Raw genomic sequence first — 16,002 nt, forward strand, 5'->3', positions numbered from 1 at the left:
TGAAGCGGGTGAGCAACCTAAGCAAGAAGATGATGTTGTTGACGCTGAATTCGAAGAAGTAAAAGACAAGTAATTTCTTGTCGCTAGAAGGGGTGATTCCTGCGTCGAAAGTACTCATTTGCGTTCGCGCTTTTGTTTGCCAAGAAATGGCGTGCTTTTGCCTTGGACTTAATACTTCTAGCTTAAAGAAATCATTGCCTTAGTCATTTAAGAAAAGAGCAAAAGCCCTATATCTTAAATGCTTCGAATGAAAAAATATATTGCGGGCGTTGGAGTTTTCTCTAGCGCCCGCAAATTCGTAATTAATAGGTCAATCTAGATAATCATTCTCGAACGTTGAACCTGATTATCTAGATTGAACTCATACTAATGGTGTCACTGCCAGCAGTATCAAAAGAATTGGTGACCAAAGCATGTCTAAACGTGATTTTTATGAAGTATTGGGCGTAAGCCGCGATGCTTCAGAGCGTGATATTAAGAAAGCCTATAAACGTCTAGCGATGAAATTCCACCCTGACCGTAATCAGGGCGATGAAACCGCACCAGAAAAGTTTAAAGAAGTAAAAGTAGCGTATGAGATCTTAACGAATGCTCAAAAACGTTCAGCTTATGATCAATACGGTCATGCAGCCTTTGAACAAGGTGGTATGGGCGGTGGCGGCTTCGGTGGCGGTCAAGGTGACTTTGGCGATATCTTTGGCGATGTGTTTGGTGACATCTTTGGTGGCGGCCGTCGTGGCGGTGGTCAACAACGTGCACAACGCGGTTCAGATTTACGTTACAACATGGAACTTACGCTAGAAGAAGCGGTTCGTGGTTGTGATAAAGAGATTGAAGTACCAACATTAGTCTCTTGTGATCCATGTGAAGGTACAGGCGCTAAGAAAGGCACCTCTTCATCAACTTGTAGCACTTGTCACGGTCATGGCCAAGTTCAAATGCGTCAAGGTTTCTTTGCTGTACAGCAGGCTTGTCCTACCTGTCATGGTAAAGGTAAGATCATTAAAGACCCATGTAACTCTTGTCATGGTGAAGGTCGAGTTCAAAAGACTAAAACGCTTAATGTTAAGATCCCAGCCGGTGTTGATACTGGTGACCGTATTCGCTTATCTAATGAAGGTGAAGCGGGAGAGCATGGCGCACCAGCAGGCGATCTATACGTACAAGTACATGTAAAAGATCATAATATTTTTGAGCGTGACGGTAACAACTTATACTGTGAAGTGCCTGTAAGTTTTACTATGGCAGCACTGGGTGGTGAAGTTGAAGTCCCTACTCTTGATGGTCGTGTAAGCTTGAAAGTGCCTCTAGAAACTCAAACGGGGCGTATGTTCCGTATGCGTGGCAAAGGTGTTAAAGGCGTTCGTACACACAGCACTGGTGACTTAATCGTTAAATTGATTGTTGAAACTCCAGTTAAATTAACCAAACGCCAAAGAGAGTTGCTTAAAGAGTTCCAAGAATCATTTGATGGGAAAGATGCGATGAAGCACAACCCTAAATCAGAAGGATTCTTATCAGGCGTTAAGAACTTCTTTGATGATTTAACTAAATAAGTTAATCCATCAGCCAATAAACTTAAACCTAATGATGTTCATTTTATATCATTAGGTTTTTTTATGCCGCCAACAAATGATCAGACTCTGTTTATTTACATATTGCTGACTATTTTCTATTCTTCTCGTTTATTATGTAACCAGTAGTGTTTTTAGTTTCTTACTGTAGAAGAGAGTGCGTATGGGGTTATTTAAACGGACGTTATCGCTATTTATTGTTTTTCTGCTTAGTTCAGCTATTGCCAATGCAGAAATGATCGAGGGTGGAAAAGCGCTCCCAAGCTTTAAGCAAGATGCCGCTTCAATTCGTCATACCTATGAAACTCAGCTCTATACACTGTCGGCATTTAAAGCGGGTCATTACGGATTACGTATGTATCGCCAAACGATGGATCCTAAATACTCAGCGGCCGTTTGGTCTGATATGGCACGAGTGGCAAGTCGACTTAATCAATTTTCTTCTGAAGTACATACACCAAAAAAGATTGAAGCGTATTCCAATAAACGGCTAAGCATCTATGTAGATGAGACTGATATCCGTAGTATTTTACGCTATCAAGCCACCAAAACTATGCCAGAGTACCTCTATTTTGGTGTTGACTTACTTGGCTCAATGGCTCGTGCTAATGAATACGGTTTGAAGCATCGTAATGACAAACAGCTGCGAGAAATAATCCGTCGTTATGATTTTAAAAAATACGCGACGGATGAGGCGATGATCAAAGCATGGGCGGCTCAACTAGCGAATCAAGTTTATTGGTTACGACAGTTGGGTGAGCAAGATGTGGTTGATGACTTTATAGAAGCATTTAAATTAACCTATCCAGATAAGAAAGATACAGCACTTTCTAAGCAGCAATACGGTAATAAGATCTACGGATTAACGCATATTTTATTGGCTGATTCTCAATATTATCAATACCCATTAAAAGAATCTGATCACCAATGGGTATACGATTATCTGCGAAATAACATCGACACTATCTTAAAGAGAACAAAAGCAGATATTATTTCAGAAGTAGGAATTACCTTCTTACTGGCAGGGTTAGAAGACGACCCTGTAGTCTATAAAACACAAAAATACATTCAAAATGAGATTAACCGTGAGAAGAATATGGTGCCATCAACATCAAATAGTACTGACTTAACCGAGGGTGAGCACCGTAATGTATTAGCGATTATGCTACTTGATTGGCAAACACCACATGCTGCACCGACGATTCAAAATGAACCAAAGATATTCAAAAGTAAGCCATATGGTCTGGTGAAAAAATAAACGAGTATTTTTGTATTGTTAGCTACTTACTTTGTAAATCAGATACAAAAACGCCCAGAGATAGTGATATCGCTGGGCGTTTTTATTTGGATCAGATCTGGTTATTAGAGATTATTATGCTAGGCCTTGAAGCTTAACGAATTTTTCTAATAACTCTTCTTCTGTTTCTATGTTGTTTGGATCTGAAACGACACAATTGTTGATTGGGCAAACTGATTGACAAGTAGGAACATCGTAATGCCCCTTACATTCAGTACAAAGATCTGGATTAATTTCGTAGATCTTATCGCCCATGCTAATCGCTTCGTTGGGACACTCAGGATCGCACATATCACAGTTGATGCATTTTTTATTGATCAATAACGCCATTACTTACTTGCCGTGTGGGTTACGAGTATCTTCACCCGTGTGTAAGTTACGCATTAGAAGACCGTACTCTAGATCCACATTTGCAGGAACTGGAATGAAGACAAAGTGGCCATTGCCCTTTGCTTCTTCAACAGCTTCGCTCTTACGGTTTTCCATTACATCTAGAGTCAGTGTCAGGTTACCTTGCGGTGTCATGATCTCAACAGAGTCACCTACAAGGAATTTATTTTTAACATCAACTTCTGCTAGATCACCACGGCGTTTACCTGTGAACTCACCAACAAACTGTTGAGAATCAGAGATAGAGTAGCCGTAATCGTAGTTTTGGTACGTATCATGTGTATGGCGACGTAGGAAACCTTCTGTGTAACCACGGTGAGCTAGGCTTTCTAGCGTACCCATTAGGCTTTCATCGAATGGCTTACCTGCAACCGCATCATCAATCGCTTTACGGTAAACTTGAGCAGTACGAGCACAGTAGTAGAAAGACTTAGTACGACCTTCAATTTTAAGAGAGTGAACCCCCATCTTAGTTAGTCGTTCTACGTGTTGGATAGCACGAAGATCTTTAGAGTTCATGATGTAAGTACCATGCTCATCTTCAAATGCAGCCATTTTTTCTTCAGGACGGTGAGATTCAGAAAGAAGGACCACTTCGTCTGTTGGTTTACCTAAACCTAGTGTGTTGTCTGGACGCTCGTTTTGAACTTCCACATCTTGGATCTCAACACCGGTAGGATTCGCTTCAACGATTTGGCCGTTTTCATCTTCTTTAGCTTCTTCAGCTTTGTATTCCCAACGACATGCATTAGTACATGTGCCTTGGTTTGGATCACGCTTGTTCATGTAACCAGATAACAAGCAGCGACCAGAGTACGCCATGCATAATGCACCGTGTACAAAAATTTCGAGTTCTGTATCAGGACAGTGCTCACGGATCTCTTCAATTTCTTCTAGTGATAATTCACGAGATAAGATCACACGCTCAACACCTTGAGTTGCCCAGAATTTCACGGTTGCCCAGTTAACCGCATTGGCTTGAACTGACAGGTGAATAACTACTTCAGGGAAAGCTTCACGAACCATCATGATTAAACCAGGATCCGACATGATTAATGCGTCAGGGCCCATTGCAACAATTGGCTCTAAATCACGAATGAAGGTTTTTAACTTTGAGTTATGTGGTTGGATATTACATACCACATACAGTTTTTTACCTTGCGCGTGTGCTTCGTTAATGCCTATTTCAAGGTTTTCATGGTTGAATTCGTTGTTACGAACACGAAGGCTGTAACGTGGCTGGCCGGCATAAACGGCATCTGCACCGTAGGCAAACGCATAACGCATATTTTTAAGGCTGCCCGCAGGCGAAAGTAGTTCTGGCTTAAACATGATTGCTTCCCAATGTTGTATTCTGATCTCAGGTCAGGTCATATCACAAGGATATGAAGGAGGCCGGATTTTACATGGAAAGTGAGAGAAGTGCTAGGGTTGAGGGCGGGGATTTGTATTTAACCAGAGTCATAGGCATAGAGACTATACGCTACGCTACCTAGAAACGATAAGAGCGGACGCACACAGCTTTTATAGTTTCTAGACGCGAAGCGTTATAGTTAGCGAAGCGTATCGTCTTACTCTTTCTCTTCAATGCCACCAAGTGCTTTGAATAGATCAGGTAGCAGAGCATCAAGCTCTGAACTCATTAGAGAAAAATCAGCATCAAAACGTGCTGCTTTATCTTCAAAACCAATATCTTCATTTTGGTCTTTAATTTCATCGCTGAATTTTAGGCGCTTTAGCGATAGGTCATCTGCAAGGATAAACTCTAAACGGTCTTGCCAAGTTAGTGCTAACTTAGTGACCACTTTGTTGGCATCAATATGAGCATGGATTTCATCGCAGACTAATTCTTGCTGCTTACAACGGATCACACCGCCATCTTCTAAAATTGCTTTTAGTTCCGCTTCTTCACCCATCTCAAAACCTTGAGGAGTCGTGCCTGTTTTCACCCACTCAGTTAAGGCATTCTCAATCGGTTGCGTTGACGTAAGAGGAACAACAGGTAAGCTGCCGATGGACTTACGAAGCAACGCTAATACGTCTTCTGCTTTTTTGTAACTGCCTGCATCAACAATAATAAACCCCGCTTCTGGAAGAATTAATGCATAGGTTTGTTGATGCTTGCTGAATGCTCGTGGAAGAAGATCAATAACGATGTCATCTTTGATTGAGTCCTTCTCTTTTTTCTTAAGAGGGCGACCTTGCTCAAGTTCCATAGCATCAATTTTTGCGTTCATTGATTCTTTAATCACTGACGCGGGTAACATTTTTTCTTCTTTTTTTGCACAGATAAGAATATTTTTGCTTGCTACGTGAGTCAGCATATCACCATGACGGCCCATTGCAGTTACCCAGCCAAACTTTTGCATATCTTGGCTACCACAAGGTGTGAAACGAAAATCGTTCAGTTGTTTTTCAAGTTGCTCAGGGTTGAGATCAACTTCTTTAGTAAAACGATAAATTAAACAATTTTTAAACCACATCATGCTGCTGAATTCCTGTCTTTTTTAAGTGCGCTTATGATAGGAGATTTTGTTGAATATTGCTTGTATAGATTTCAGGATCTTGGATAAATGACACTCAGGTAGAGATATCAATAAGAAGAATATGAACTTTTCTTTTCAATAGTCACAAAAGTGTCATAATTAGCTTTAATAATAGCGTTATAAATTTTGTTGGCTAATTTAGGTAAAAGAATGTCGAGAAGGATACTTGTAGTAGAAGATGAAGCGCCAATCCGTGAGATGCTGTGTTTTGTATTAGAGCAGAAAGGATATGAACCGATAGAAGCAGAAGATTATGACACTGCACTGGGTTTACTCTGCGAACCTTACCCTGATTTAATTTTGTTGGATTGGATGTTGCCAGGTGGCTCAGGCATCAATTTAATCAAACATCTTAAGCGCGATGAATTTACCAAAAAAATCCCAGTAGTCATGCTAACGGCTCGCGGCGAAGAAGAAGACAAAGTTCGCGGTCTTGAAGTCGGCGCAGATGATTACATTACCAAACCATTCTCACCAAAAGAGTTAATGGCGCGTTTAAAGGCCGTTATTCGTCGAGTATCCCCAACCTCTGTTGAAGAGTTGATTGAGGTTCAAGGGTTAAAATTAGACCCAGTATCACACCGTGTTACAGCCAATGACAAAGCATTAGATATGGGCCCGACAGAATTTAAAATGCTGCATTTCTTTATGACTCACCAAGAGCGTGTATACAGCCGTGAACAATTATTGAATAACGTTTGGGGTACGAATGTATACGTAGAAGATCGTACCGTTGATGTTCATATTCGTCGTTTACGCAAGGCATTAGAAATGGATGGTCATGATCGCTTAGTGCAAACCGTTCGTGGAGCGGGTTATCGTTTCTCTGTTCAAACGTCTTAATTTTTAAATATAAATAGAAGCAAAAGGTAAAATACATGGTTGAACGTCTCTCATGGAAAAAGCTCGTTGGAGAACTGGCGTTTTTTTACGTACCTTGGGTGATTGTTGGGTATTTATTTGATGCGCTATGGCCACTATTATTTCTTGCTTCATTTATTTTATTAATTTGGCATTTACATAATCAAATTAAAATGTCGCGCTGGCTGCATGAGGGACGAAAAGCAACACCGCCGTCAGCCTCAGGGAGTTGGGAGCCGATTTTTGATGAGACTTATCGCTTACAAAAGCGCCATAAAAAACGTCGTAAAGAGCTGTCTACGTTAATTCGTCGCTTTCGACAAGGGGCAGAAGCACTGCCTGATGCTGTAGTGGTATTTCGTCATGAAGGTAATATCGTATGGTGTAATAGCCTAGCGCAATCACTGCTGGGATTTCGTTGGCCTGACGATTCAGGGCATCCTATTACCAACTTAATTAGAACCCCTGATTTTGTTCAATATTTAATGGCTCAACAGTTTGATATGCCATTAGATATGCCATCGCCAATTAACACGGATAAGACACTTGAGATACGTATTGTGCCGTATAGCGATGGTGAGTTTTTAATGGTGGTTCGAGATGTCACACAAGTTAAACAATTAGAAGGCATGCGCCGCAACTTTTTTGCTAACGTTTCTCATGAATTACGTACACCAATGACCGTTCTTCGTGGTTATTTAGAGATGTCGGAAGACCCAGAAATGCTGGTTGGCCCAATGTGGAACCGAGCACATGGGGTAATGACGGAACAATTATCACGTATGGAAGGCTTGGTTGAACAATTACTGACGCTGTCAAAAATAGAAGCCGCAGCGACGTCTCAATTAGAAGATCATGTTGATGTGCCTTCTATGTTAGATATTTTAGAGAAAGAGGCCATCGCATTAAGTGGTGAGCGTAACCACAGTATTCGCTTTGATGTCGATCCTCGTCTTAAAGTATTGGGGGATGAAGATCAGCTACGCAGTGCGATTTCTAACTTGGTTTATAACGCGGTAAAACATACGACTGATGGTGCAGATATTGTTGTTGAATGGCAGGTTACGAACCTCGGCGCTAAATTAAGCGTAAAGGATGGTGGACAAGGAATTGAACCACAGCACATTCCTCGCTTAACAGAGCGTTTTTATCGTGTAGATAAGGCGCGTTCAAGAGATACTGGTGGTAGCGGACTTGGGCTTGCAATTGTAAAACATGCACTTAGTCATCATGACTCGCAGTTAGAAATACAGAGCCAATTGGGTAAAGGAAGTATTTTCTCGTTTGTTCTCCCTAAAAAATTGATTTTAAAGTAATGGAATAATGAAGAAGACGCAGTATAAACAGCAGCGATGGTTTAGGGTATTGATCCCCGTGGGATTACTTTGGCTTGGGTTTATATCAAATGCGTTTTCTTATGATGGAAAACTCGCCCCCTATGAAAGAGTTGCCGGAATTTCGGGTAACTTATCCTCAATAGGCTCAGATACGTTAGCGAATATGATGACCTTATGGGCTGAAGATTTTCAACGAATTTATCCTAATGTAAATATTCAAATTCAAGCATCAGGATCGTCAACGGCGCCGCCAGCATTAATTGAAAGTACGGCCCAATTTGGCCCTATGAGTCGGCGAATGCGGCAAAGTGAAAAAGCCGCATTTGAACGACAATTTGGTTATCCACCAACTGAAATTCGAGTTGCTATTGATGCGCTCGGAATTTTTGTGCATCAAGATAACCCAATAAAAGGACTGAACTTTCGTCAGCTCGATGCTATTTTTTCGGCAACATTACGATGTGGTTCTGTAAGCCCCATTAATCGTTGGCAAGATTTAGGGGTTAATAGCAGCTGGTCTAAACACCGAATCCAATTATTTGGTCGAAACTCAGTCTCTGGTACTTATGGCTATTTTAAAAAGAACGCCTTGTGTAACGGTGATTTTAAAGTGAATGTTAACGAACAACCTGGGTCGGCATCCGTGGTTCAAGGTGTTTCCGCATCATTAAATGGGATTGGTTACTCTGGTGTTGGTTATCAAATGTCGGGTGTGAAGTTGTTGCCAATTACAAGGGAAGGGACGGATTATATTGAACCAAGCACTGACACTATTATTAGTGGTCAATATCCTTTAGCTCGTTTTTTATATATTTACATCAATAAGCCACCAACGGCCAAACTTCAGCCTTTAGAAACTGAATTTATTCGTTATATGCTGTCATTAGAAGGGCAGAAAAGAGTAGAGCAGGATGGCTATATCGCATTATCGGAACGTTTTGTCTTACAAGAGCTTTCTAAATTAGAACTCCATTAAGTTGTCATTATAGTGTCATTCCTATACTGAAAAATACGTAAACAATCATTTAATAAATACAGAGGTTATCTCATCATGGCATACGCCAAACCTAATCAGAGTATTCGAGACAGACAACGCTATGTTGTCGATCTGATTATGCGTATTTGGGTTAAATCCAGTGGCATAGGGATCATCGCAGCCCTTATGCTCATTTGTTTTTATTTATTGGCGGTTATTGCTCCTATTTTTACTTCTGCAACGGTTGAGCCTTTATCTCAATATTCAGCATCTTATGATAATGCCACCCTTGCTATTGGCTCTGATGAGCAAGGAAAAATGGCCTACCGAATTGATGATAATGGTCGAGTTCAGTTTATTGATCTTGTTAACAAAAAGCAGATCAGTGAAACACAAATTATCACGAATCCAACGGCTTTTGCTGCCACCATTGAAAGCCAAGATTGGTTCGCTTTTGGGGATGCAAAGGGTCAAGTACAATTCGCTCAAATTGGCTTTCAAACTAATTACAAACAAGGACTTCGCCAACTTATTCCTTATGTTGAAAGCTTCACTCCATTCCCTCTGATTCAAATTGATGAACAAAAGAAGGAGCTTACACAAGTTGCGCTTAGCTTAACGGCAACCGAAGGGGTTGTTTTAGCACAAACTAAAGATAAGCGATTATTAGGAGTTGAACTTGATAGTGTGATTAACCAAATGACGGGGGAGTCCATTTGGAAAGCGATCCCGATTGAGTTTGAAGGGGATGTACTAGACAAGACAAAAAAATTATTATCCATGGTGATCACCCCAAATAATGATTTTTTGTATTTCTTATATCAACATGAGCTACAAGTTTGGACATTAAAAGATCATAAAGCCAATTTACGAGAGCGTATTGAATTAAAAGAATCAGCTCAAAAATTGACGTTATTGTCTGGTGCTCATTCGGTATTAGTACAGAGTGAGAATGGCAGTTTATCGCAGTGGTTTGATACGATTAAGGATGAAAAGCGTCAACTAACCTTAATTCGAACTTTTAATGTAGATGCTCCGATTAAGCAATTAGCACCAGAGGTTTACCGTAAAGGAGTGACTATTATTGATGCTAAAGGCAATGTATCTTTAGTCCATACGACAACAGAAAAAGCGTTGTATAGCCAGCATCTGTTTAATGAAGAAGTATTGGCGGCAACTCAGCCTCCCAATGCAGAGAGGCTTATTGTATTAACTCAAAAAGGGTGGCAATGCTTTGAGGTAACCAACACCCACCCTGAAGTCAGTGTTCAATCAGTATTTGGAAAAATATGGTATGAAGGCTACCCAGAGCCTGCGTATATTTGGCAATCGACAGCGGCGAACGATGACTTTGAATCTAAATTCAGTTTAATGCCATTGGCTTTTGGAACCTTAAAAGCGGCGTTTTATGCGCTTATTTTCGCAGGACCAATAGCCATTGGTAGTGCCATTTATACCGCTTACTTTATGTCCTCTAATGTTCGCCGATATGTAAAACCGACGATTGAGATAATGGAAGCCCTGCCGACGGTGATCATTGGTTTATTAGCGGGTATTTGGTTAGCCCCTATTGTTGAAAATAATTTAGTCGCAGTATTTAGCCTATTTGTGCTCTTTCCCTTAAGTATGATTATTATTGCGTTTATCTGGCACATATTACCCGCACATATCATGCGAAAGCTCCCGCGAGGGCAGCATGCAATATTATTGATCCCAGCTTTAATAGGGGTTGGGTATCTGACTTTTCAATATGGGTACGTTATCGAAAATTGGTTGTTTAATGGTGATTTGCGTAGCTACCTTGGTGATAACGGCGTCGGTTACGACCAGCGTAATGCCTTAGTCGTAGGGATAGCGATGGGAGCCGCGATTATTCCGACGATTTATACCATTGCTGAAGACGCCATTTTCTCAGTACCAAAACATTTATCTGAAGGCTCATTAGCGTTAGGGGCAACGCAATGGCAAACACTAACCAAAGTGGTGCTGCTAACGGCGAGTCCGGGGATTTTTTCTGCGGTAATGATGGGATTAGGGCGAGCGGTGGGTGAAACCATGATTGTATTAATGGCGACCGGAAATACCCCGATTATGGATGGTAATATTTTAGAGGGGATGAGAACCCTTGCTGCAAATATTGCGATTGAAATGCCAGAATCTGAGATAGGAAGCACTCACTTTAGAATGCTTTTCTTAGCCGCATTTTTACTGTTTGTGTTTACTTTTTTTGTGAACTCTTTGGCTGAATGGATACGCCAAGGGTTACGTGAAAAGTATCGTAGCTTATAGGTTTGATCTTAATGAAGGTAAATAAATGAAGCATTGGATTAAATCAGGTTCGCCTTGGATATGGCTCACGGCGGGCTCAGTGAGCATTAGTATGATTGCCGTGCTTGGTATTCTGCTATTAATTGGTTGGAAGGGCTTATCTTATTTTTGGCCTACGGCATTGCAAGAGTGGCACACAACAGACGGACAAGTGATTATCGGGCAATTGTATGATGTTGAAAAGTTTCATGGGAAAAGCTCAGAGAACCAAGAGCGTTTAATAATAAAAGTTGGAAACCGAGATGTTAATGGATTCGATTTTATTAATATTAATCAGGATAAGATCCAATCGGTTACTAAACCTAAAGATCTTGTTGTGGTCGATAGACTTCAACACGGTAAATATTTTGGCACTATTATTAAAACATCGAATGGTCTTGAGCTTAACCGACAGCAGGTAGAGTCATGGGTTCGAAGTGAAAAAGCAAAAATTGATTTATTAGAACAAGAACAATATAAGCTCTATCGTCAACTTGATGCATTACCAAGTTTAGCGTTATCTAGTAGTGAGCGTAAGCAACAAGAAAATGCGCTCAATGACCAAGCTAAAAGAATTTTAAATCAATTGAGTTACAGCTATTTAACCTTAAAAGACAGTCAGGGAAATAGCTATAAATTAAGCAGTGATAATGTGGTTGATATCTGGTTTCCTAATGCGATGTCACTGCAAGAAAAAATAGGCCATTGGTTTGATGAGTTGTATAACTTTGTTTCTGATAGTCCGCGAGAAGCGAATTCAGAAGGAGGCGTTTTTCCTGCTATTTTTGGTACTATTTTATTAGTTCTTCTTATGTCTGTTATTGTGATGCCATTAGGGGTTATTGCTGCGATTTATCTTCATGAATACGCGAAACCAAATATGCTAACGAGGTTAGTTCGAATCGCGGTGATAAATCTTGCAGGTGTACCATCTATTGTTTATGGCGTATTTGGTTTGGGGTTCTTTGTTTATGTGGTGGGTGGAACACTCGACCAGTTGTTCTATTCTAATGAGTTGCCGACCCCTACATTTGGAACACCAGGTCTGTTATGGTCAGCATTAACCTTGGCTATTTTAACATTACCCGTCGTCATTGTTGCAACAGAGGAAGGGCTCAGTCGTATTCCAAACTCAGTGCGTCATGGCTCTTTAGCGTTAGGTGCAACTCAGTTTGAAACCTTATGGAAGATCGTTTTGCCTATGGCAAGCCCTGCTATCATGACGGGATTTATTTTAGCGGTAGCAAGAGCCGCGGGAGAGGTCGCGCCTCTTATGTTAGTTGGTGTCGTTAAACTGGCTCCTTCTTTACCCGTTGATAGTGTTGCGCCTTATTTACATTTAGACAGAAAATTTATGCACCTTGGTTATCATATTTATGATGTTGGTTTTCAGAGCCCCAATGTTGAAGCGGCAAGACCGATTGTGTATGCAACGGCCTTTTTATTAGTCACTGTTATCATCGGATTAAATTTAACGGCTATCGCGATTCGTAATAATTTACGAGAGAAATATAGAACATTGGAGTTATAACTGTATGTATTCATTATCACCGGATCTCTCTTTTCTATCGCCAATAGACGTAAATAATTTATCGGATGAAAATACTGCCATAGAGATTAATAATCTTAGTTTAAATTATGCGAAGACATCAGCATTATCAAATATAGAGATGCGGATCCCTAAAGGGCAAGTAACGGCGTTTATTGGGCCGTCCGGTTGTGGTAAATCTACCTTATTGCGTTGCATTAATCGCATGAACGACTTGGTTGATAACTGCAAAATTAAAGGGTCAATTAAGTTGTTTGGTGATGATATTTATCAACCTAATACTGACATACCTTCGCTGCGTCGCCGTGTAGGAATGGTATTCCAAAGGCCAAATCCGTTTCCTAAATCAATTTATGAGAATGTGGTTTACGGTTTACGTTTACAAGGGATAAAAGAAGCGCGAGTATTAGATGAAGCGGTTGAAGATGCGTTGAAAGCCGCTGCATTATGGGATGAAGTCAAACATCGATTACATGAAAATGCCTTTGGGTTATCAGGCGGTCAGCAGCAACGTTTAGTGATTGCTAGAGCTATCGCTATTGAACCAGAAGTATTATTACTCGATGAGCCAACGTCAGCATTGGATCCTATTTCTACTCTGACGATTGAAGAGCTTATCTATGAGCTAAAAAGTAAATATACCGTTGTTATTGTGACGCATAATATGCAACAAGCGGCACGAGTAAGTGATCACACCGCTTTTATCAATCAAGGTAAATTGGTTGAATACGGTAATGCAAATACGATTTTCACATCGCCAGTACATAAGCAAACAGAAGACTACATTACAGGCCGTTATGGGTAACTATCCTACGATAGGCCAATAATAAAATAAGGACATACCATGCAGCTTGGTCGACATATTTCAGGCCAATTTAACACAGAGCTTGAAGCCATTAGAACTCATGTATTAACCATGGGCGGGATGGTGGAGCAGCAGCTTACCTATGCATTAGAGGCATTGCACAATCACGATGCTGATTTAGCAAAACGAGTAATGCATGAAGATCATAAAGTAAATGCGATGGAAGTTGCAATCGATGAAGCGTGCACTCGCATTATTGCTAAGCGACAGCCGACGGCCAGTGATCTGCGTTTGGTTATGGCGATAATCAAAACCATTACCGATTTAGAGCGAATTGGTGACGTCGCTTCTCAAATAGCAAAAGTATCACTAGAAAACTTCTCGAATAAACACCAGTCGTTATTGGTTTCTCTTGAGTCTCTAGGTCGCCAATCCGTTAAAATGATGCATTCAGTGTTGGATGCTTATGCTCGAATGGATGTAAAAGCAGCTACAGAAGCGTATAAATTTGATGATAAAATAGACGCGGAATATGATGCTGTTATTCGGCAGTTAATGAACTATATGATGGAAGATCCAAGTTCAATCCCAAGCGTGATGAAAGTGATGTGGGCGGCTCGTGCAATTGAGCGAGTGGGAGATCGTTGCCAGAATATTTGTGAGTACATTATTTATTTTGTAAAAGGAAAAGATGTGCGCCATATTGGTGATCAAAATATAGATGATGTGATCAAGTAAGGATCTGACTTAAAAATAATAATCATAGTGTTACTTTTTGAACTATGCTGTATTTATTAGAATTAATGCGTATATTATGAACTGTCGTACTTATTGTACGACGAATGATACAAAAATAGATTCAGTTAATAATCATAAATTAAAGCAATAAAGGAATATCTTATGAAGAAGATTTTAGTTGGTACTTGCGCGGCGTTATCTATGGTTTCATCATTCGCTATGGCGGATAGTACACCTGTGATGTTTTCATCATTGAATGGGTTTAACGCTCCAGCAGCAAGTGAAGTAAAAGGCGTTCGTTTAGCGGCTCTTCATGGTAAAACTGGTGATGTAACCGGTGTTGATTTTGCTCTTGGTATGTCAGAAAGTGATAACCTAACAGGTGTTAACTTGCCACTATTTATCGGTGCAAACAAAGTTAATGGCAACATGACCGGGGCATCTTTTGGTCTGTTTAACTGGCATATGGGCGATGACTTAGGTGCTAACTTAGGTTTTGTAAACCTTACTAATAATGTTAAAGGTGCAAACGTATCTGCAGTGAACTACTCTGAAGGTTACACCATGGTTGATGTTGGTGTTGCTAACCTTTCAAATGACTCTCATGTTCAAGTTGGTTTTTTCAACATGACATCTGACATCAAAGGTGTTCAGGTTGGTTTGATTAACTGTGCTGAAAATGGTTTCTTACCTTGTTTCCCAATCGTAAACTTTGCGATGTAATTTGATTTGAAATTTAATTAAATAAAAATGGCGCTGTTTCTAAAACAGCGCCATTTTTGTATCTCAACGTAATGTGATTGGTATAATTAAAAAGTGAATGTCATACCAATATTGACGTTAGTTGATAGCTCATAGGGTATATAAGTATCGCTCATTGGGAAGTAGTTCAAATCAACCCCTGCTCTTAGTCCTAGGTGGTCAGTAGCTTGGAAAACATAAGATGCGCCAATGCTTGATCCTAATGCGCTTTCTTTTGTTGTTTCTCCACTTTTGGTTTTCTTACCATCATAATCGGCAATACCTATCTCAAGTTGCATACCGTGAATTTTAGATGCACCAAACATATGCTGAACACCAAAGCGATATGAATCGATAGTTTCATCATACATTGAGCTACTATAAACCGTACGCCCGTAGCTAATAAAAGCCGCATCAAAGCCTAAAGCATCGGTAACACCAGCTTGAATACCAAAGCCACCATAAGGACCGATTTTAATTTCAGGTGAAAAATGGAAGTCATTAGCAAAAGTGTTTGCGCTAAATAGAGTTGCGATAGCAAGAACTAGGTGTGATTTTTTCATATTGGATACTCTCTCATAATCATTTAAAACAGCATCCGTGCTTTGTTTTATCTTTAATTGTTTTGATAGAGCTATAGTAAGAAATCTTTGTATACATCGCTAATCACTAGTGTTTATCTCATTCATAACCAGAGCTTATTAATGAGGATAGACGTTTTCGGTTCTGGTTCTATCTAGCCAATCAGAAAAAACAGATTCGTGCCATTGGTGAGAAGTATATGAAATGTACAAAAAAAGCCTCTGTATGAGAGGCAGAGGCAAGGGCTATCATAAGATAACGCGTCAAAGACAAAATATTGTGTAGTTAAAATAAGATCA

General features: G+C 40.2%; 14 protein-coding genes. 10 read left to right on the forward strand and 4 right to left on the reverse strand.

Features of this window, described 5'->3' with window-relative positions; genetic code table 11:
• The first annotated feature begins 413 nt into the window (after positions 1-413).
• Positions 414-1,556 (forward strand): molecular chaperone DnaJ, encoded by a 1,143-nt coding sequence (gene dnaJ / locus PVK62_RS10075; protein WP_274444203.1) that lies wholly within the window; start codon positions 414-416, stop codon positions 1,554-1,556.
• A 181-nt stretch (positions 1,557-1,737) separates the two neighbouring features.
• The gene (locus PVK62_RS10080) at positions 1,738-2,832 is read left to right on the forward strand and encodes a DUF3541 domain-containing protein (protein ID WP_274444204.1); all 1,095 of its coding nucleotides are present in this window, start codon (positions 1,738-1,740) and stop codon (positions 2,830-2,832) included.
• A gap of 114 nt (positions 2,833-2,946) precedes the next feature.
• On the opposite strand, the gene PVK62_RS10085 is transcribed toward PVK62_RS10080, so the two are convergent.
• From PVK62_RS10085 to rdgC, 3 genes are all read right to left on the reverse strand, one after another.
• On the reverse strand, positions 2,947-3,201 hold the full coding sequence (locus tag PVK62_RS10085; protein ID WP_274444205.1) for a YfhL family 4Fe-4S dicluster ferredoxin: 255 nt from the start codon (positions 3,199-3,201) through the stop codon (positions 2,947-2,949).
• 3 nt (positions 3,202-3,204) lie between these two features.
• Positions 3,205-4,593, reverse strand: a complete 1,389-nt coding sequence (gene trhP / locus PVK62_RS10090; protein WP_274444206.1) for a prephenate-dependent tRNA uridine(34) hydroxylase TrhP — start codon at positions 4,591-4,593, stop codon at positions 3,205-3,207.
• A gap of 239 nt (positions 4,594-4,832) precedes the next feature.
• Positions 4,833-5,744 carry a recombination-associated protein RdgC gene (rdgC, locus tag PVK62_RS10095; protein WP_274444335.1) on the reverse strand — a complete coding sequence of 304 codons (912 nt, stop codon included), beginning with the start codon at positions 5,742-5,744 and terminating at the stop codon, positions 4,833-4,835.
• 213 nt (positions 5,745-5,957) lie between these two features.
• On the opposite strand from rdgC, the gene phoB reads away from it, so the two are divergent.
• The 8 genes from phoB to PVK62_RS10135 all read left to right on the forward strand — a co-directional run bounded on the left by phoB (position 5,958) and on the right by PVK62_RS10135 (position 15,103).
• Complete coding sequence (gene phoB, locus PVK62_RS10100) at positions 5,958-6,650, forward strand: phosphate regulon transcriptional regulator PhoB (protein ID WP_274444207.1); 693 nt, start codon at positions 5,958-5,960, stop codon at positions 6,648-6,650.
• A 35-nt stretch (positions 6,651-6,685) separates the two neighbouring features.
• Positions 6,686-7,984 (forward strand): phosphate regulon sensor histidine kinase PhoR, encoded by a 1,299-nt coding sequence (gene phoR, locus PVK62_RS10105; RefSeq protein ID WP_274444208.1) that lies wholly within the window; start codon positions 6,686-6,688, stop codon positions 7,982-7,984.
• A 7-nt stretch (positions 7,985-7,991) separates the two neighbouring features.
• On the forward strand, positions 7,992-8,981 hold the full coding sequence (locus tag PVK62_RS10110) for a PstS family phosphate ABC transporter substrate-binding protein (protein WP_274444209.1): 990 nt from the start codon (positions 7,992-7,994) through the stop codon (positions 8,979-8,981).
• 75 nt (positions 8,982-9,056) lie between these two features.
• Entirely contained in the window at positions 9,057-11,270 is a 2,214-nt protein-coding gene (locus PVK62_RS10115; protein WP_274444210.1) for an ABC transporter permease subunit, read from the forward strand.
• Between the two features lie 25 nt (positions 11,271-11,295).
• Positions 11,296-12,819, forward strand: coding sequence for a phosphate ABC transporter permease PstA (pstA, locus tag PVK62_RS10120; RefSeq protein ID WP_274444211.1), 1,524 nt, complete (start codon positions 11,296-11,298; stop codon positions 12,817-12,819).
• A 4-nt stretch (positions 12,820-12,823) separates the two neighbouring features.
• Entirely contained in the window at positions 12,824-13,642 is an 819-nt protein-coding gene (pstB, locus tag PVK62_RS10125) for a phosphate ABC transporter ATP-binding protein PstB (RefSeq protein ID WP_274444213.1), read from the forward strand.
• 39 nt (positions 13,643-13,681) lie between these two features.
• Complete coding sequence (phoU, locus tag PVK62_RS10130) at positions 13,682-14,380, forward strand: phosphate signaling complex protein PhoU (RefSeq protein WP_130044013.1); 699 nt, start codon at positions 13,682-13,684, stop codon at positions 14,378-14,380.
• A gap of 162 nt (positions 14,381-14,542) precedes the next feature.
• Entirely contained in the window at positions 14,543-15,103 is a 561-nt protein-coding gene (locus PVK62_RS10135; RefSeq protein WP_274444214.1) for a VC2662 family protein, read from the forward strand.
• A gap of 86 nt (positions 15,104-15,189) precedes the next feature.
• Here PVK62_RS10135 and PVK62_RS10140 read toward each other — a convergent pair whose 3' ends face one another.
• Complete coding sequence (locus tag PVK62_RS10140) at positions 15,190-15,684, reverse strand: hypothetical protein (protein WP_274444216.1); 495 nt, start codon at positions 15,682-15,684, stop codon at positions 15,190-15,192.
• Between the last annotated feature and the right edge of the window lie 318 nt (positions 15,685-16,002).

This window comes from Aliivibrio sp. S3MY1, from assembly GCF_028765575.1.
In the GTDB taxonomy this organism is placed as follows: domain Bacteria; phylum Pseudomonadota; class Gammaproteobacteria; order Enterobacterales; family Vibrionaceae; genus Aliivibrio.

Excerpts from the sequence above, each read along its gene's own strand:
- PVK62_RS10110 (WP_274444209.1), top strand. The coding sequence starts at position 7,992 with ATGAAGAAGACGCAGTATAAACAGCAGCGATGGTTTAGGGTATTGATC.
- phoR (WP_274444208.1), top strand. The coding sequence starts at position 6,686 with ATGGTTGAACGTCTCTCATGGAAAAAGCTCGTTGGAGAACTGGCGTTT.
- PVK62_RS10085 (WP_274444205.1), bottom strand. The coding sequence starts at position 3,201 with ATGGCGTTATTGATCAATAAAAAATGCATCAACTGTGATATGTGCGAT.
- pstB (WP_274444213.1), top strand. The coding sequence starts at position 12,824 with ATGTATTCATTATCACCGGATCTCTCTTTTCTATCGCCAATAGACGTA.
- rdgC (WP_274444335.1), bottom strand. The coding sequence starts at position 5,744 with ATGTGGTTTAAAAATTGTTTAATTTATCGTTTTACTAAAGAAGTTGAT.
- phoB (WP_274444207.1), top strand. The coding sequence starts at position 5,958 with ATGTCGAGAAGGATACTTGTAGTAGAAGATGAAGCGCCAATCCGTGAG.
- phoU (WP_130044013.1), top strand. The coding sequence starts at position 13,682 with ATGCAGCTTGGTCGACATATTTCAGGCCAATTTAACACAGAGCTTGAA.
- PVK62_RS10140 (WP_274444216.1), bottom strand. The coding sequence starts at position 15,684 with ATGAAAAAATCACACCTAGTTCTTGCTATCGCAACTCTATTTAGCGCA.
- PVK62_RS10115 (WP_274444210.1), top strand. The coding sequence starts at position 9,057 with ATGGCATACGCCAAACCTAATCAGAGTATTCGAGACAGACAACGCTAT.
- PVK62_RS10135 (WP_274444214.1), top strand. The coding sequence starts at position 14,543 with ATGAAGAAGATTTTAGTTGGTACTTGCGCGGCGTTATCTATGGTTTCA.
- dnaJ (WP_274444203.1), top strand. The coding sequence starts at position 414 with ATGTCTAAACGTGATTTTTATGAAGTATTGGGCGTAAGCCGCGATGCT.
- PVK62_RS10080 (WP_274444204.1), top strand. The coding sequence starts at position 1,738 with ATGGGGTTATTTAAACGGACGTTATCGCTATTTATTGTTTTTCTGCTT.
- pstA (WP_274444211.1), top strand. The coding sequence starts at position 11,296 with ATGAAGCATTGGATTAAATCAGGTTCGCCTTGGATATGGCTCACGGCG.
- trhP (WP_274444206.1), bottom strand. The coding sequence starts at position 4,593 with ATGTTTAAGCCAGAACTACTTTCGCCTGCGGGCAGCCTTAAAAATATG.